The organism is Polynucleobacter hallstattensis, assembly GCF_018881835.1.
In the GTDB taxonomy this organism is placed as follows: Bacteria; Pseudomonadota; Gammaproteobacteria; order Burkholderiales; family Burkholderiaceae; genus Polynucleobacter; species Polynucleobacter hallstattensis.
This window is the reverse complement of the sequence record NZ_JACVPO010000001.1, coordinates 129,118-145,335: the sequence shown is the minus strand read 5'-3', so window position 1 is coordinate 145,335 and position 16,218 is coordinate 129,118. Positions and strand designations below refer to the sequence as shown.

Annotated in this window: 18 protein-coding genes and 1 tRNA gene; 12 read left to right on the top strand and 7 right to left on the bottom strand. The window is 43.6% G+C overall.

The features are described 5' to 3' along the window. Nucleotides 1-75 precede the first annotated feature (75 nt). From ICN26_RS00765 to nadB, 3 genes are read left to right on the top strand one after another with little or no spacing between them, the layout of a single operon-like run. Nucleotides 76-297: a ParD-like family protein gene (locus ICN26_RS00765; protein WP_255534334.1), complete on the top strand. Its 222-nt coding sequence runs from the start codon at nt 76-78 to the stop codon at nt 295-297. Then, nucleotides 297-575 carry a type II toxin-antitoxin system RelE/ParE family toxin gene (locus ICN26_RS00760; RefSeq protein ID WP_216266152.1) on the top strand — a complete coding sequence of 93 codons (279 nt, stop codon included), beginning with the start codon at nt 297-299 and terminating at the stop codon, nt 573-575. The genes ICN26_RS00765 and ICN26_RS00760 overlap by 1 nt, the downstream gene beginning before the upstream one ends. A gap of 39 nt (nt 576-614) precedes the next feature. Beyond that, on the top strand, nt 615-2,276 hold the full coding sequence (nadB, locus tag ICN26_RS00755; RefSeq protein WP_216266151.1) for an L-aspartate oxidase: 1,662 nt from the start codon (nt 615-617) through the stop codon (nt 2,274-2,276). Here nadB and ICN26_RS00750 read toward each other — a convergent pair whose 3' ends face one another. The 6 genes from ICN26_RS00750 to pgi all read right to left on the bottom strand — a co-directional run bounded on the left by ICN26_RS00750 (nt 2,277) and on the right by pgi (nt 7,939). Next, on the bottom strand, nt 2,277-2,549 hold the full coding sequence (locus ICN26_RS00750) for a BrnA antitoxin family protein (protein ID WP_215356337.1): 273 nt from the start codon (nt 2,547-2,549) through the stop codon (nt 2,277-2,279). It lies immediately after the preceding gene. Beyond that, nucleotides 2,509-2,778: a BrnT family toxin gene (locus ICN26_RS00745; RefSeq protein ID WP_215356338.1), complete on the bottom strand. Its 270-nt coding sequence runs from the start codon at nt 2,776-2,778 to the stop codon at nt 2,509-2,511. The genes ICN26_RS00750 and ICN26_RS00745 overlap by 41 nt, the downstream gene beginning before the upstream one ends. Before the next feature lie 177 nt (nt 2,779-2,955). Continuing rightward, nucleotides 2,956-3,810, bottom strand: a complete 855-nt coding sequence (nadC, locus tag ICN26_RS00740; protein ID WP_216266150.1) for a carboxylating nicotinate-nucleotide diphosphorylase — start codon at nt 3,808-3,810, stop codon at nt 2,956-2,958. Nucleotides 3,811-3,833: 23 nt separating this feature from the next. Then, the gene (gene nadA, locus ICN26_RS00735; RefSeq protein ID WP_216266149.1) at nt 3,834-4,961 is read right to left on the bottom strand and encodes a quinolinate synthase NadA; all 1,128 of its coding nucleotides are present in this window, start codon (nt 4,959-4,961) and stop codon (nt 3,834-3,836) included. 50 nt (nt 4,962-5,011) lie between these two features. Next, nucleotides 5,012-6,397 carry a phosphomannomutase/phosphoglucomutase gene (locus ICN26_RS00730; protein WP_216266148.1) on the bottom strand — a complete coding sequence of 462 codons (1,386 nt, stop codon included), beginning with the start codon at nt 6,395-6,397 and terminating at the stop codon, nt 5,012-5,014. A 45-nt stretch (nt 6,398-6,442) separates the two neighbouring features. After that, nucleotides 6,443-7,939 (bottom strand): glucose-6-phosphate isomerase, encoded by a 1,497-nt coding sequence (pgi, locus tag ICN26_RS00725; RefSeq protein ID WP_216266147.1) that lies wholly within the window; start codon nt 7,937-7,939, stop codon nt 6,443-6,445. A 139-nt stretch (nt 7,940-8,078) separates the two neighbouring features. Here pgi and ICN26_RS00720 point away from each other — a divergent pair, with 139 nt between their 5' ends. Next, nucleotides 8,079-9,215: an NAD(P)/FAD-dependent oxidoreductase gene (locus ICN26_RS00720; RefSeq protein WP_216266146.1), complete on the top strand. Its 1,137-nt coding sequence runs from the start codon at nt 8,079-8,081 to the stop codon at nt 9,213-9,215. A gap of 20 nt (nt 9,216-9,235) precedes the next feature. After that, nucleotides 9,236-9,325: transfer RNA gene (locus ICN26_RS00715), tRNA-Ser, on the top strand. A 135-nt stretch (nt 9,326-9,460) separates the two neighbouring features. Here the strand turns inward: ICN26_RS00715 and ICN26_RS00710 are convergent. Continuing rightward, entirely contained in the window at nt 9,461-10,159 is a 699-nt protein-coding gene (locus ICN26_RS00710) for a TetR/AcrR family transcriptional regulator (RefSeq protein WP_216266145.1), read from the bottom strand. A gap of 112 nt (nt 10,160-10,271) precedes the next feature. Between ICN26_RS00710 and ICN26_RS00705 the strand changes: the two genes are divergently transcribed. From ICN26_RS00705 to ICN26_RS00675, 7 genes are all read left to right on the top strand, one after another. After that, nucleotides 10,272-10,571, top strand: a complete 300-nt coding sequence (locus ICN26_RS00705) for a hypothetical protein (RefSeq protein ID WP_216266144.1) — start codon at nt 10,272-10,274, stop codon at nt 10,569-10,571. A gap of 104 nt (nt 10,572-10,675) precedes the next feature. Continuing rightward, nucleotides 10,676-10,966: a hypothetical protein gene (locus tag ICN26_RS00700; protein WP_216266143.1), complete on the top strand. Its 291-nt coding sequence runs from the start codon at nt 10,676-10,678 to the stop codon at nt 10,964-10,966. A gap of 116 nt (nt 10,967-11,082) precedes the next feature. Beyond that, nucleotides 11,083-11,304, top strand: a complete 222-nt coding sequence (locus tag ICN26_RS00695; protein WP_216266142.1) for a hypothetical protein — start codon at nt 11,083-11,085, stop codon at nt 11,302-11,304. A gap of 81 nt (nt 11,305-11,385) precedes the next feature. Then, entirely contained in the window at nt 11,386-11,775 is a 390-nt protein-coding gene (locus ICN26_RS00690) for a hypothetical protein (RefSeq protein WP_216266141.1), read from the top strand. Between the two features lie 337 nt (nt 11,776-12,112). Then, nucleotides 12,113-12,739: an HXXEE domain-containing protein gene (locus tag ICN26_RS00685; RefSeq protein ID WP_216266140.1), complete on the top strand. Its 627-nt coding sequence runs from the start codon at nt 12,113-12,115 to the stop codon at nt 12,737-12,739. A gap of 874 nt (nt 12,740-13,613) precedes the next feature. Next, entirely contained in the window at nt 13,614-14,894 is a 1,281-nt protein-coding gene (locus ICN26_RS00680) for a hypothetical protein (protein ID WP_216266139.1), read from the top strand. Nucleotides 14,895-15,287: 393 nt separating this feature from the next. Continuing rightward, nucleotides 15,288-15,731, top strand: coding sequence for a hypothetical protein (locus ICN26_RS00675; RefSeq protein WP_216266138.1), 444 nt, complete (start codon nt 15,288-15,290; stop codon nt 15,729-15,731). The last annotated feature ends 487 nt before the right edge of the window (nt 15,732-16,218 follow it).

The following is a 16,218-nucleotide window of genomic DNA, read 5'->3' as shown; positions in this document are numbered from 1 at the left end:
TTCTTATGAAATAACCCCTTTTCTATCTTGCTACTTTTGTAGTAAAATGATTCAAACGGGAGATTTTTGATGGGCATGCCAGTCAGAATTGATGAAAATCTATATGAAGCAGCGAAATCAGAGGCCAAGTCTGAGCATCGGACTATTGCCGGCCAGCTTGAGTTTTGGGCTACGGTAGGCAGAGCTGCAATTGATAATCCCGACCTCCCAATTTCATTTATTACTGCCTCTTTGGCATCATTAGCAGAGCCTAGGGCAGATGCCACTCCATTCATTCCTCGCTCTAAGAAGGTTTGATGGCGCATTCTGTTATTCAAACGCGCCGATTTGCCAGACAATATAAAAAGCTAAATGACAATACCGCCAAGGATGTGGACGACGCTGTAGGAATTATTTCAAATAAACCTTCAATTGGCGAAAGAAAGAAGGGTGATTTAGCAGCATTGTTGGTCTATAAGTTCAAAAGCAAGGATCAACTCTACTTGCTTGGTTATTCAATTGATGACGGCCTGTGCTTGATCTATCTCGAGGCGATCGGCTCACATGAAAACTTCTATCGAGACATCAAGAGATAATCAACGCAATATTGCATTGCCCTTTAGAATTGAATCCACATGGCTAGTTCAAAACCCCAAACCCCGCCAACCGACTCCAAAGCAGAATTACCTGTCCTAATTATTGGAGCAGGTTTAGCAGGTCTGACCGTAGCTCTTCATATGGCAGAGACGCAACCGGTCATTGTGATGGCCAAGCGCGGTCTGGGTGAGGCTGCAACCGCTTGGGCTCAAGGTGGCATCGTTGGAGTGGTTGATAAAGTACATGACAGCGTTGATTCTCATGTTGCTGATACTTTAGATGCTGGTGCAGGACTCGTGGTGGAGTCTGCTGCTCAATACATCGCCGAAGAAAGCGCTGAAGCCATTCGTTGGCTTGTTGATCAGGGCGTTCCGTTTACCGCCGATGAGACTGGTCCCATGGGTTTGCATCTGACTCGTGAAGGTGGTCACAGTCAGCGTCGGATTGCACACGTTGCGGATGCTACTGGTAAGGCTATTCATGAGGTGTTGTTAGATAAAGCGCGAGCGCATAAAAATATTCAATTACTAGAGCACTGGATTGCTTTAGATCTCATTACCAATCGTCACCTAGATGCGAAGACGCAACGGACTAAGCCGAATCGCTGCTATGGCGTATATGCCCTGGATATTAACAATAATCGCGTCGAAACAATTGAAGCTAAGTCAGTTGTATTGGCTACGGGTGGTGTTGGTAAGGTTTACAAGTACACCAGTAATCCGGATACCGCGACAGGCGATGGTATCGCTATGGCCTGGCGTGCAGGCTGCCGCGTCGGTAATATGGAATTTATTCAGTTTCACCCAACGTGTCTGTATCACCCCAGTGATAGAACCTTTTTAATTACTGAGGCGATGCGCGGTGAAGGTGGTTTACTCAAATTGCCCAATGGCACTCGCTTTATGCCCGAGCATGACGAGCGTCATGAGCTAGCGCCGCGTGATATTGTGGCCAGAGCAATCGACTTTGAGATGAAAAAGCATGGTCTCGATTACGTACATCTCGATGCCACTCATTTAGGTGAAGCTTTTATTCAAGAGCACTTCCCAATGATCTATGCGCGCTGTATGAGTTTGGGATTGGATATTACTAAAGAGCCAATACCTGTTGTACCAGCAGCGCACTATACCTGCGGCGGTGTTGTTACTGATCTTAAAGGGCGTACTGATTTACCTGGTCTATATGCGGTAGGCGAAGCTACTTATACAGGCTTGCATGGCGCCAATCGCTTGGCAAGCAATTCATTATTGGAGTGCATCGTTATTGGCAAGTCAGCTGCTGCAGATATCTCTGCTATGAAAACACCAGCGATGCCTAATTTACCTTTATGGGACGAGAGTCAGGTTGAGGATGCAGATGAACAAGTGGTGATTGCGCATAATTGGGATGAGTTACGCTCATTGATGTGGAATTACGTCGGTATTGTGAGAACGAATCGAAGACTAGAGCGTGCATTACATCGCATCAAACTCCTCAGATATGAAGTGCAAGAGTATTACGCAAACTTTAAAGTGACGCGAGATCTGATTGAGCTACGTAACTTACTTGAGTGTGCAGAGTTGATTGTGAGATCAGCGCTCATGCGCCGAGAGAGTAGGGGGCTACATTACAGCCGCGATTACCCAGGCACTTGGGCAGTTTCTTATCCAACTATTTTGACGCCTCAGGCAGAAGGTACCTCAGAAAATCCTGAGACCTAATTAAAGGTCGCCTTTTAAAACGGCCTCTTTAATGTAATTGTGGAGTCGGGTTTGCCAGCCTTTACCACTCGCCCGCAGTTTTTCAAGAACATCAAAGTCCATTCTGAGACTGAGCATCTCTTTAGTATTTTGTATGGGTGGTCTACCAACACCTCTCTTAATCAGGGTGTCGCCAACATAGACGTGGGCATCTCGAAACCACTGCTCATCTGCTTCTGGTGCATCATCTGGATCAACCCAATCTTCCTTCATATTTTTTAATTTCACGTTCATTTGCTTTCCTCATACTGATGATTCTTTTGATGTTGCCCCTATAAGTCCAAACAACAAATACTGGTTGTTTGTCTAAATAGCCAAAAGTTCTAATCCTTGCTTCACCATAATCTTTTCTGACATCGATTTGATCCAAGTGAGATTTATCAAATACTTCGTTTGCCTTAGCCATATCAAGACCGCGCGTAAATAAGGTTATCTGTCGCTTTGCATCGTCAAATTCAATCACGAAGTCACCCTATTAATGTATATACAAAAATAATTAATGTCAATACATAAATTAAGGCTCTAAAAACTGAAATGCCTGTAAATGTATGTGCTCAGTCTAGAAAAGAAAAACCCCGCCGAATATCGGAGGGGTTTTGTAATAGTGTCAGCAGTAGGCTGACATTGCTTAGTAGGTTGCTTACAAGATTCTCATAGAGAAATCCACTGCCCTAATATCTTTAGTCAGCTTGCCAAGGGAGATGCGATCAACACCTGTAGCAGCAATGGCACGCATCTGATCTAAATCGATACCACCAGAGGCCTCCAATAAGGCGCGACCATTGGTAAAGACGACCGCTTCTTTCATTTGCTCGGTGGTGAAGTTATCAATCAAGATGCTTTTTGCACCAGCATCCAAAGCCTCTTTTAATTCAGTAAAGTTCTCCACTTCAACCTGAATATCCACCCCAGAATTTAAAGCCTGTGCAGCTTTCACTGCAGCAGCAACACCTCCTGCAGCAGCAATATGATTCTCTTTAATTAAGATGCCATGCCAAAGTGCAAGACGTTGGTTTTGACCACCGCCAATACGTACTGCATATTTCTGCGCCTGACGTAAGCCTGGAATGGTTTTGCGTGTATCGAGTACAGCACAACCCTTTGGATTTGGGCTGACGCCTGCGATGGCATCAACGTGTTGACGAGCAATGCTAGCTGTCCACGATAGTGTTTGTAAGAAGTTAATACAGGGACGCTCAGCAGAGAGTAGGGCACGAGAGTTTGCTTCAATATCGCAAACTTTGGTATCGGACTTCATCAAGTCACCCTCTAGGTAGCACCAAGTCACCTTTGCTGCAGGATCTAACTTCTTGAGGGTGCCTTCAAACCAATCTACCCCACACAGAACAGCTTCTTGACGAACAATCAGTTGTGCATGTACGGGTTTGCTGGGAACTAGTTGCGCAGTCCAATCGCACTTGCCAATATCCTCCATTAGCGCATCAGCGATATTGCGTTGGCGTGCCTGCTCCAAGGTTTCGTTGTAATCAAACATAGGTATGCAGTCAAAAATTTGAATTAAGCGACGCCAATATTTTTCACAAAGCCATGTTGAGCCTTGGCCAGAAGATCGGGATGATTTTGTGTGAAATCTAACATTCGCTCGATACAGCCCAATGCTTTCACTCGAATATCTTCTTTGATAAAAATTTCACCAGAGGCGTTCTCAAGGCAATTCAGAATACCTTGCAAGCCATTCATGGCCATCCAAGGGCAATGAGCGCAACTCTTACAGGTAGCGCTATCACCGGCAGTAGGGGCCTCGATCAACACTTTATTGGGAGCCAATTGGCGCATACGATGCAAGATACCATTATCAGTAGCCACAATATATTCAGTAGCGGAACCTTCAACCACGGCTTTAATCATGGCAGATGTGGAGCCAACGACATCTGCTAAATCTACAACTGCTTGTGGAGACTCGGGGTGAACTAGAACCATGGCATTGGGATGTGATGCCATTAGCATTTCTAACTCAACTGCTTTAAATTCATCATGAACAATGCACGCACCATTCCATAACAACATATCAGCGCCAGTCTGCTCCTGAATATAGCGACCTAAATGACGATCAGGTGCCCACAAGATTTTTTTGCCCTCAACTTTGAGTTGATGAACAATGGCTAAAGCGCAAGAGCTCGTTACCATCCAATCAGCTTGTGCTTTAACGGCAGCACTCGTATTGGCATAGACAACCACAGTGCGATCCGGATGAAGGGCTCTAAACGCAGCAAAATCAGCAGCATCACAGCCCAAGTCTAGAGAGCAACTTGCTTCTAGGTCTGGCATGAAGACGCGCTTTTCTGGGCTCAAAATTTTGGCAGATTCACCCATAAAGCGCACGCCAGCCACAATCAAATTTTTGGCAGAGTGATTTTTACCAAAGCGGGCCATCTCCAGAGAGTCGGCTACGTAGCCACCAGTCTCCATCGCCAAATCCTGAATATCACCATCAACGTAGTAATGGGCAACTAAAGCAGTATCTTTCTCTATCAGTAGTTGCTTAATGCGAGCAATAACAGCGGCTTTCTCAGTGCCATGAAGTTGGGGAGGTGTTTTGGCCCAAGCTTGAGCGGTGCAGGTAGCTCCGGCAGCATTCTGCTGAGGGTAATCGTAGGCTATAGGGGTGCTAACAGTGGAAATCATGAGTAATTTTATCTCTATTACGCTAGCTGGTGACAGCCGACCTCAATTACTTAAAACGGTAGCTTTGCTTCTGGCTTTACAGCCAACAGCACTGACTTAAACTCCGCCTGTATGCGCTTGATAGCCTCTTCACTATCAGCCTCGAAGCGCATCACCACAACTGGTGTTGTATTGGATGGTCGGGCCAGACCAAAGCCATCGGCGTATTCCACGCGGACGCCATCAATCGTGTTGATGGATTCTGAGCTTGGGAACTTCGCATTGGCTTTAATGGTTTCAAGCAATGCGAATGGCTCACCTTCAGCGCAAGCGAGTTGCAATTCTGGTGTGCAGATGGCATTGGGTAAGTTATTGAGGGTGTCGCTAGGATTCTTCTCTTTACTCAGAATTTCTAGTAAGCGAGCGCCTGTATAAAGCCCATCATCAAAACCAAACCAACGATCCTTAAAGAAGATGTGACCGCTCATCTCACCAGCTAGTGGAGCACCAGTTTCTTTGAGCTTAGCTTTGACCAAAGAGTGGCCAGTTTTCCACATGATGGGTTCGCCACCATGCTCTTTAACGTAGGAGGCTAAATTGCGAGTGCACTTCACATCGTAAATAATTTGACCACCAGGATTGCGGGAGAGCACATCTTTAGCAAACAGCATCATTTGGCGATCGGGAAAAATCACCTGACCATCTTTAGTGACCACACCCAAACGATCGGCATCACCATCGAAGGCGAGACCCAATTCATTATCGGTAGTCTGGAGATTCTTGATGAGGTCTTGCAGATTTTCAATATGAGCGGGGTCTGGATGGTGATTGGGAAAATGCCCATCGACTTCGCAGAACAACTCTTGAACTTCGCAACCTAAAGCTCTGAAAAGCTTGCCAGCAAAAGCGCCACCAACACCATTGCCACAATCCACTGCAATCTTCATGGGGCGAGCTAGCTTCACATCGCCGACGATATAGTTGAGATACATCGGGAAAATATCAAAGGCACTTCGATTGCCTTGACCATTGACAAATTTCTTAGCTTCAATGCGTTTACGTAAGTCCTGAATCTTTTCACCATAAATAGCCGCTGTACCCAAGACCATTTTGAAACCGTTGTAGTTCGGGGGATTATGGCTGCCAGTAATCATGATTCCGGATTTCGGTGTTTTGCCATTGATGGTGTGATTAGCAGCAAAGTACACCATTGGAGTAGCCACCATACCTAAATCGATCACATTAATACCGGTGGAGAGTAGGCCTTCTGTTAACGCTTCAATCAAACTAGGGCCAGATAGGCGGCCATCGCGACCAATGACAATATCTGTCTCACCAAGCTCACGCATTTCAGTACCAAAGGCTTGGCCAATCAGTTTGGCGATAGAAGGATCTAAAGTCTCATCAATAATTCCGCGGATGTCATAAGCTTTAAAAATAGACGGAGACAATTGCATTGCAGATCTTTCAGTAAAGATACCCAGGCCTTGCTTGGGCGATAACTAGTTATTTGAATTTAATAGATTAATGCGGGCAGCAGTAACGGCATCAATATCTGCACTGGCAGCAATACCATTCTGATGACTTGCGAGTGCCTTCTCAATCGGCCTTGCTAATACTTTGCCGTACTCCACACCCGGCTGGTCAAAGCTATTGATATTCCACAAGGCACCTAATGTCGCAGTACGGTTTTCATAGAGAGCAAGCAGGGCACCTAGATAAAATGCATTGAGCTTGGGTAGTAATAAGAGGTTGCTAGGACGCTTACCTGGATAGACGTCATTTGGATTTGCAGCAGACTTACCATTTGCCAATGCCTGAGCTTGTGCCAAGCAGTTGGAAAGTAGAATGCGATGATGCGCAATAGCCTCAGGCCGATCACTCATCGGTTCACGCACGGCAATGAAATCAATCGGAATGATTTCAGTGCCCTGATGAAAGAGCTGAAAGTAGGAGTGCTGCGCATTACTGCCAGCGCTACCAAATACCACCGGCGAAGAATGCTTCACTGGCTTACCATCACGATCTACGCTCTTGCCATTACTCTCCATATCAAGCTGTTGCAACCACTTCGGAAACCAATCTAAAGCATCCGCATACGGAATGGCAGCATAAGCTTTAATGTTGTGTTTCTCTTGCTGGTGTAGCAAAGCGAGTGCCATGATGACTGGCAGGTTTTCTTCGAGGGGTGCATTCTTAAAATGCAAGTCCATGGCTTCAGCGCCAGCTAAAAACTGTTTGAATGTTTCAAAGCCATATTGCAGGGCAATCGGCATACCTACAGCTGACCATACGGAGTAGCGACCACCGACCCAATCCCAGAAAGGAAAGATATTGTCTTCGTTTACGCCAAAGTCTTTAGCGGCAGTGAGGTTAGCAGTGACTGCATATAAAGAATTAGTAATTTGGCTGGAAGAACAACCGCTGTCTTTAAGCCAGGCAACAACGGCTTTGGCATTCATGGAAGTTTCAAGTGTCGTGAATGACTTTGAGACCACAATCACGCGAGTACTATGAGCTTGGGCACGTGCCAAGATGCGCGCTAACTCAGCAGTATCAATATTGGCCAAGAAATGCATCCGCATGCCGCGACTTTCAATACCGGGAACATGCGCTAATGCTTCAATCGCTAAGCGAGGACCAAAATCTGATCCGCCTATGCCAATATGAATGACATCGGTTACGCCAACCCATTTATTGCACAGCGCGTCGATGCGATGCCAAACTTCAGAAACAGCGGGCATGACATCTTTGCCATCAATCATGACTGGCGTTTTGCTTAAGTTACGGAGCGCGGAGTGAAGGGCGGGGCGATCTTCACTATTGTTGATGTGCTTACCCGCAAACATATCTGCAATAAATTGCTCTAGATGACTTTGGCGAGCGCAAGCAAAGAGTTTTTCCCAGCTAGCAACATCAATTCCTTGATAGGCGGTATCGAGCACCACATCAAGGGCAGAGTGAGTACTTTGATTGGCTAATTGGGCGTGCACAGACATGGCTAGATTTTATCAATAAGGGCATCCAAATCCCCTTAAAACGCTGAAAATGTTACGATTTGATCAATATAAGTGCTTTATCTTAGGCAAAAGTCATTACAAAATTGAGACATATCTGAAATCAAGTCAGGAATAGCGGATGGAGCAGGTTGATTGCGTAGTAGTAGGCGCTGGAGTCGTTGGTTTAGCAGTTGCTCGCGAGATGGCTTTGCAAGGCCGAGAAACGATTTTGCTCGAGCGTGAAGATTCTTTTGGAACCATCAGTAGTGCGCGCAATAGTGAAGTGATTCATGCGGGGATTTATTACCCTAAAGATTCACTCAAGGCTAAGCTCTGCGTAGAAGGTAATCGTCTCTTGTATGAATATTGCCGCAGTCATCAAGTAAGCACGCAAGCCTACGGTAAATTAATCGTTGCAGCAGACGCTAGTCAGTTAGATGACCTTCAGGCAATTCTTTATAAGGCTCAAAATAACCAAGTGCCTGATATCAAGATGATTTCAGGGGCGCAGGCGAAAGCGCTGGAACCGCAGTTGCAGTGTGAGGCAGCAGTACTCTCGAGTTCAACCGGCGTAGTAGATAGTCACGGATTAATGCTGTCATTGCTTGGTGGGTTTGAGGATGCAGGCGGTATGGTTGCCTATCAATCCCCCTTGATTAGTGCCAAGCCGACTGGCAATGATGCCCAAGGTGGCTTTGAGCTCACGATTGGTGGCGCTGACGGCATGATCATTCAGACGAAGTTGCTGATTAATTGTGCGGGACTGAGTGCGCCAGCGCTAGCCCAAAAAATTGAAGGACTCTCGAAAGACCGAATACCCAAAGCCTACTTCGCAAAAGGTAATTACTTCTCCTTATCTGGTAAATCTCCATTTAGTCATTTGATTTATCCCATCCCTGAGCCAGGTGGACTAGGCGTTCATCTGACTCTCGATATGGGTGGGCAGGCCAAGTTTGGCCCTGATGTGGAATGGCTTCATATCGATGAAGAAAGTCAGATTAACTACACGGTTGATCAAGGGCGGGGAGATAGCTTTTATGCAGCCGTCAGAAAATATTGGCCCGGCCTAAAAGATGGCTCTTTACAAGCGGATTACTCGGGCGTCAGAGCCAAAATCGTCCCGCCAAACGCCCCAGCAGGAGATTTTTACTTTGAAGGACCACAACAGCATCAACTGAACGGCTTATTTAACCTCTATGGCTTTGAGTCCCCAGGGCTCACCTCTTGTTTAGCAATTGCCCAGCATTTAGAGGCGCAAATCAAAAGTTCTCTATAATCGAGGGCTTAAATCGCAACGGAAGAGTGGCAGAGCGGTTGAATGCACCAGTCTTGAAAACTGGCGAGGATGAAAGTCCTCCGTGAGTTCGAATCTCACCTCTTCCGCCAAGTCAATAGGTATTACAAGGGTTTGTGGCAATACAACAGCCTTGTTACCAAAATCGTTACCAAAGCCATCCTACGGGGTGGCTTTTCTTTTGGCACTGAGGGTCCGCTATCGGCCAATAACGGCCTGTCGAAACCTCATGGGCTTCTCTTTAATAGCAAATTGAGCGATTCGGCATACTGTAAAGAATCAATTGCCTTTTCATCCATGAATACGCTTTGTACAGTAAAGCCTGGTATGACTAGTCCAAATAGAGCTACGGATAACTGTTGAGTATTTTTATTCTTTTGCAGCTTGCCTTTTTTCATTAAGAGAATAATTTTTTGCTCTAAGCCGCTACGAATCCGTTCAAAGTAGATCAGCATGGTTTTACGTACTTCAGGCTCAACCATCGACAGAGACCAGACATGAAACGCAATTCCCTTACCAGGACCTTTTGTAATTTCTTCAGCAAAACTAGCTAACTCTTCAATGATCTCTAATAAGCTCAAGTCACGTTCATCGGATTCTTTGAGAATAGTCTCGATCCGATCACAGAATCGACCTAGGTTCTGCGCAGTAATGATTTGAACAATTTCTTCTTTGGCTTTGAAGTGGTGATACAAGTTTCCACGAGAACAGTTTGCGGCCAATTGAATATCTTTCATGGATGTGCCAGCAAAGCCTTGCCGGGCAAAGCAGGCCCGAGCCGCCATCAAAATCTTTTCCCTGCCGTTAATAAGGTCTTCTTCTTTGGCCTTTAAAAGACGCTTTTTAAGCGTGCTGCCTTGACCTGTTCTGGCAACGGGAGAATTGGATTTATTAAGGGGTTTTGATACTTTTTGCTTACTTGCCATAGTCACTTTCTCTCAAAACCGACCGCTTGATTCAAATTTAGTTCAACAAATAAAATATAGATACACTAGATTAAAAATAATTATCTATTTTATTTTGTGTGAAAGTCTTTAAATGAAAAAATTATTCTTTGTTTTGATGTTGTACACCTCAATTTCGCCCTCAATTTTTGCACAACCCACGTCATTTTATAACTGCAACATGATCATAGTGAGGCCTTGGAATGGTTACCAGCCTGGACCTTACGAGGGAGGCGGTGGAATTTTTGTGAGTGAAAATGCAGCAATTGAAAACTGGGCTAATATTTTTGTCTCACAAGGATTTCCTAGGGAAATATTTAACGTAGCTTGCGTAGTTGATGGTAACTACTTCCCATCAAATAATCAGTTTAGTCCTGGGCCGACTGGTTTTTAGTGACGAAGTGCCATTTTTGGTGCGTTAACGTTACAAATTTCTGCGCAGCCTGTGTAGCTTGCATACTCAGATACTAGAAACGACTAAGGAGTGAATTAAAGGCAATGAAAAAATTTTATCTTGTGACAGCAATTCTTTTGAGCTTATCATTCACTAGACTAACTTTGGCTCAGCCTGAACCTCCTCCTTGGATGACCAATATAATGGGTCAACAAGCTGAGGAGAATCCAACCATCACTCCAGAACAGCAAGCCATTAATAATTGCCTAGCTTTTAATCGTAATAGAATTATGAACAATCCTATGCAAACTGCTGCTGAAAATGTACGAATTTGGGGGGCGCAAATTTCCTTTTTTACTTATTGGTGCACTCAAAATCCTTCTTTCAATCAATAAGCTGGTGAACTATCTTCGCTACCACTGTTATTCAGTATGAAAGTTTTTAAATAAAAAAATTATTCTTTGTTTTGATGTTGTGTACCTTAATTTCGCCCTCAATTTTTTCACAACCCATGTCAGTTTATAGCTGCATCACAACTATAGTGAGGCCTTGGGAGAGTTACCTGCCTGGAGTTATTGGTGGAGGTACCGTTTCTGCTGTTAGTAAAAATGCAGCAATTGAATACTGGACTAATAATTTTGTCTCAGATGGACTTCCTAGAGAAATATTTGAAGTGGCTTGCACATTGTTGCAAGGTAATTACAACCCCCTAGGAAATCCTGGTGCATTCTAAACTTCTTGAATCCGATTTCGTAGCAGAGGCGGCAGCATTATTAGGAATGGCTCCACCACCTAGTTCTTGCGGTCAATATAAATGAAAAAACATTCCCTTGCTGCATTGATTTTCTTAAGCATATCCTGTATTCAATTAGCTCATGCTCAGCCATTTATGTCTCAACAGGCGCAAGAACAGGCTTATGAAGTTTACTTTAATCGTTGTATGGTTCAAGGTGAATACAAGCAATATATGTCTAGTGCCTATACACCCCAAGAGTATTGCAAGAGCATGGCCTTCTCGATAATCATGTCCATGATGGACTATTACTCCTCGGAACCATCGACAAGCTCATTGCCAAGCCCTCAGGAAATTGCAAACTGTAAAACTTTAGTAAATTTATATGAGACTGGGAAAACAACTTGCAACCCAACTTCATGCGATTACATAAAGCAAAGAGTCCAAGCTTGTAAAACCTATGGTATGTAATTAAATCTGTGGATAGTTAAGCGCACAATGAAAAAAATATATCTTTCTATAATAATTATCGTAAGTGCCTTGTGTATTGAATCCGCTCATGCACAGTATTGCCCTGGGTCTGGTGTTCCTACGCAGCCTGATGGCTGTATACCAGTTCAGAGGTATATTTGTGAATGTAAATTGACAGACGGCCCGCCGTTAGAGCCAAACTACACCCTCACCATTGGCATTGAGGCACCCAATCAAGACGAGGCCATTAGATTCGCTAGAGGGCAAATGATGTGCTATCCAAATGATCCATATTTCGCAGCATCAGTTAATTGCTTTCCGCAGTAAGTAATTAATCTTGAATTTTCTTCGCTACCACTGGTTCGATCTAGCAATTTTTTTGGCAATTGTTTTGGCTATCGCACTCTATGCTATTCAACCATCTGGCATGACTTTAGTGTTATGGCTTAGCCTTGGTTCATTATTTTTGCACCAGATAGAGGAATGGCGTTACCCAGGATATTTCCCTGGAATGCTTAATACGGCATTGTTCAGCAGTGATATTCCTGATCGGTATCCGTTAAATGCCAACAGCGGTATGATCGTCAATGTCTTTTTTGGCTGGGGTAGTTATGTATTGGCGGCTTTATTTTGGCGTCAAGCTATCTGGCTAGCATTTGCAACCATGATGGTATCCATTGGAAATATTGTTGCTCACACCTTTATTTTTAATATCAAGGGTAAGATTTTGTATAACCCAGGTTTGATTACTTCTTGGTTATGCTTCGTACCCATCGTGTATTTTTTCTTTGATATGGTGATAGTCGAACATTTGGCAACACCCTTGGATTGGTTTATTGGCATTGGTATTGGAGTGATATTAAATTACTTTTGCGTTTGTAAAATGATTATTTGGTTGGCAGATCGCAATACACCTTATGTATTTCCTGGTAGTTTCTTATTCCCCAATTCACAAAAAAATTAAAGGAATTTAGATGTCTCAATATCTATCTCTACTTAAATGCTTATTTGTTTTTATGATCTATGTATCTAGTGTTTCAAGTTCTTTTGCTCAGTTTTATAGCCCCCAGGTTCTCGCTCCTAACGCTAGCCCAATATGTAAATCTACCTATCAAAATTATATGAATTGCAATAGCCCATTTGGTAATGGAGGTGGGACATTCGAATTTTGTAATGAGGTTAATGCGACATGGTTTTCTTCGGGCTGCACAACCCAGTCAGAAGGCGGTGGCTCCCAAATAATGCAAGAAGGACAGCAGTCACAAGTAGAGCAAAAGCCAATTGCACCCAGCAACAGATAGGTTGTCTCCATTTAGTTTCTGAAGACAAAGTTAACAATGCCTAAATTTAAATTACTATTAAAATTCTTTGTTATGATGATTAACTTTGTATCTGGTGTCTCAAGTTCTTTTGCCCAGCAGACTACTGAATGTGATGGAAATTTTCGTCTTGATCATGTAAATTAACCCAAAATCAATTAATGCAATTGATCGATGGTGAAACCACCCCAGACGGAGTGTGTCCGCCTTTAACCCCTAACGATTATGTATTCATATATGCGAATGGTTCAACCTGCTTCGTAAATCCGGTTTCAGGTGGCGTTATTAACTATGGACAAGGTCTAGTTTTTTCTCAAGGTGCAACAGCCTTTTGTAAGTCAAATTCTCAGGATTTAGTCACCCAATGCATCCCTAAAGGTTTACCTCCACCTTACTACAATCAAAATTACCAGATGTGGGCTGTGCCATGAACTACCTTCGTTATTACTGGTTTGACCTAGCAATTGTTTTGGCACAGTTGTTATATAGTAGGTAATAAGACCATCAATTAATCTTAATATGCTGAATAAATATACTCGTAAACTCAGAAAATTTTTGCTTGGCTTCTCTGCTATTGGCGTACTAACCAGTTGCACTACCCCAGTAACACCTGACTTTACAGAAATGTCAGCAAATTATGCTGGCATCTTAGAGCAGTATCAGCTCAATAGCATTCTGATTAACATTATTAGAGCATCAAGCGAGAGACCCTTAAGCTTTTTAGATATTCCCAGTATTAATGGCTCTGGAAATGTTACAACTAGCCCAAGTCTGAATGCTTCTTTAAATGGATTGATTGGCGGTGTTGCTGGTGGTGTTACAGGCATCAATAGTATCAGTCCCAGCCTCTCACTTTCCTTCGGAAATAGTTTTAATTTTTCTCAATCATCCTTAGATAACGCCACCTTTTTAAGAGGCTTCTTATCCCCGATTCCAGTGGAGACTGCCAAGTTCTTTATCTCTGATAACTTGCCCAGAGAAGTCATGTTTAGCTTAATCATTGCTGCAATTGAAATTAAGCAGCCAGATGGTAAGTCCGTAAAGTATATTAATAATCCACTACTCCCGGAGTACCCCGAATTTAAGGCTGAGTTATATAAATTACTCAGTTATGGTTTGACTGTGGATCAAGTGCAAGAGGAGGCTACTAAGCCACCTATGCCTCCTGCCCGCAGCTTACCAGGTGGCCGCACCCCAAATAATCCGATGCCCGGTGGCGGCTACAACCCATCCTTTCCTGGCATGGGATCGCCCTATGGCGGCATGGGATCGCCCTATGGCGGCATGGGTGGCTTTGGGGGCGGGAGTATGTATGGCCAACCTTACCCTCATACTCAATATAAAGTTTGCGTAGATGAGAATAAGTTTGCAAACTTTGTTAAACAAGAATTTAGTCCCGGTATTTTTTGTAGAGCAAGCGCAGAGTCAAGCAATAAAAAAGGCTCTAAGGCCGAGTTGATCCTTACCATGCGTTCAACGCATAGCGTTTTTGAATTCTTGGGGCAAGTTGTTGCAGCTCAAAATCAAGCTGTACCTTATTTAGTGACTTTGCCGCCATCAGATTCGACTCGTCCTAGAAAGGCCGGACAAGAAAACCAATATGCATTGCTGGTGGTCAATAAAAATCTGGGCAATACTAAAAGTTTTGCTAGTGTGAAGAACTTAGATGGCGATATTTATAGTGTTCCAGCAGAAAACAATGGCTACTCACCAATGGTGATTCGGATCATTTCACAATTACTGAGCTTAAATAAGATACCTGGAAGTATTCCTAGTTCACCTGGAATATTGCTGCGGTAATTGGATATTTAAAACACAGATATGTATAAAGAGAAATGGATGTATACGATTGAGAAAATAATTTCTATAGCAATATTAACGGCTGTAATTAGTTCAGCTTATGCGCAACCCTCTTTTGTTGAATATCACAATCAATCACGCAGTCTAATGCCTCCTGGATATTACCCTATGAGTTGTTTTGGGATGCGATTGGTTTACCGACCAGACGGTACCCTAATGACGGCGACTTGTGTGAATGACAGGGGTATTGATGTTAGTACGTCCTTAGAAAATGCGAATTTATGTAATTTTGTCGAAAATATCCGTGGGGTGCTTACCTGCACTGGTGGGTTTAACTAAGATTGCATTACAACTTCACTTAATATTGATTGAGATAAAGTGAAATCTATTGCTATGCACTTAAAAAAATTAACCATTTCTCTAGCGTTGGCAGCGATCTCTGGCAGCATAAATCACTTAGCTATTGCCAAGGATGTGACGGAGGGTCAAAAGAATTCAAGTGCGCCTTATGCGAATGCTCAGAATGGCTTTACTAGTGCAGCCTTGAATGGGTACGTAATTAGTTTATTGCCTCGATTTTGTGCATTATTTCAGCCTGGTAGTGGGGACAGTATTTGCCAAGTCCTTTATACCAGGATGATTCGTTCAGGTATGGGGCTGCCAGGATCAGAGCCTTGGAATCCTAAGGTACTGTATTGCCAAAATATGGAAATAGCAATTGCTTCACCGCAAGCATATGAAAACTGTGGCTCACCTTCGTTGCCTATGTATTCTCAATGTAAAGATTTTACCTATAACCAAATGAGGCAAGACATTGCCAACTATTGTTCTGATTAGCGTCAGTCCAATTAAGATCGATTGGAATGAGCATGAATTGTCCTTTTGTAGAGAATGGAGTTTTATGAGCAAGAAATTAATTGGAACAACACTATTGCTGGGTTTAATTACAATAGCCAATGCCCAACCTATCCCATATATTCAAGGTTGCATCAATATACGATGGTCGGGCACCACACTGGAGGCGGATTGTCCAAACCTTACTATTAGCCAAGATCTCCCCCCTTATCGTTTTACATCTTTACCGTGCGCAAATACGTGTTTCCCCCCCCATGATTCAAGCTACTAGTAATGGATACCTTCAGTGTACTCAAGAATACGACGTACCCAATATCCCCGCAGAGGCATATGGCGGTAACTATGGTGCGCCATCATACATAATGCCTCCTGTTGTACGGCAACAGATAGAACAGGCGGAGCAACAGATTTGTAATTGACAATAGGGCCCTAGAGTGAGCGCACATTTTGCACAACTCGGCAATAAAAA

Coding starts and splice junctions, on each gene's coding strand:
- pgi (WP_216266147.1), bottom strand. CDS start 7,939: ATGTCTGTGCACGCCCAATTAGCCAATCAAAGTACTCACTCTGCCCTT.
- ICN26_RS00675 (WP_216266138.1), top strand. CDS start 15,288: ATGCACTTAAAAAAATTAACCATTTCTCTAGCGTTGGCAGCGATCTCT.
- ICN26_RS00760 (WP_216266152.1), top strand. CDS start 297: ATGGCGCATTCTGTTATTCAAACGCGCCGATTTGCCAGACAATATAAA.
- ICN26_RS00730 (WP_216266148.1), bottom strand. CDS start 6,397: ATGCAATTGTCTCCGTCTATTTTTAAAGCTTATGACATCCGCGGAATT.
- ICN26_RS00705 (WP_216266144.1), top strand. CDS start 10,272: ATGAAAAAATTATTCTTTGTTTTGATGTTGTACACCTCAATTTCGCCC.
- ICN26_RS00710 (WP_216266145.1), bottom strand. CDS start 10,159: ATGGCAAGTAAGCAAAAAGTATCAAAACCCCTTAATAAATCCAATTCT.
- nadC (WP_216266150.1), bottom strand. CDS start 3,810: ATGTTTGATTACAACGAAACCTTGGAGCAGGCACGCCAACGCAATATC.
- nadA (WP_216266149.1), bottom strand. CDS start 4,961: ATGATTTCCACTGTTAGCACCCCTATAGCCTACGATTACCCTCAGCAG.
- ICN26_RS00695 (WP_216266142.1), top strand. CDS start 11,083: ATGTCAGTTTATAGCTGCATCACAACTATAGTGAGGCCTTGGGAGAGT.
- ICN26_RS00700 (WP_216266143.1), top strand. CDS start 10,676: ATGAAAAAATTTTATCTTGTGACAGCAATTCTTTTGAGCTTATCATTC.
- nadB (WP_216266151.1), top strand. CDS start 615: ATGGCTAGTTCAAAACCCCAAACCCCGCCAACCGACTCCAAAGCAGAA.
- ICN26_RS00720 (WP_216266146.1), top strand. CDS start 8,079: ATGGAGCAGGTTGATTGCGTAGTAGTAGGCGCTGGAGTCGTTGGTTTA.
- ICN26_RS00690 (WP_216266141.1), top strand. CDS start 11,386: ATGAAAAAACATTCCCTTGCTGCATTGATTTTCTTAAGCATATCCTGT.
- ICN26_RS00750 (WP_215356337.1), bottom strand. CDS start 2,549: ATGAACGTGAAATTAAAAAATATGAAGGAAGATTGGGTTGATCCAGAT.
- ICN26_RS00765 (WP_255534334.1), top strand. CDS start 76: ATGCCAGTCAGAATTGATGAAAATCTATATGAAGCAGCGAAATCAGAG.
- ICN26_RS00680 (WP_216266139.1), top strand. CDS start 13,614: ATGCTGAATAAATATACTCGTAAACTCAGAAAATTTTTGCTTGGCTTC.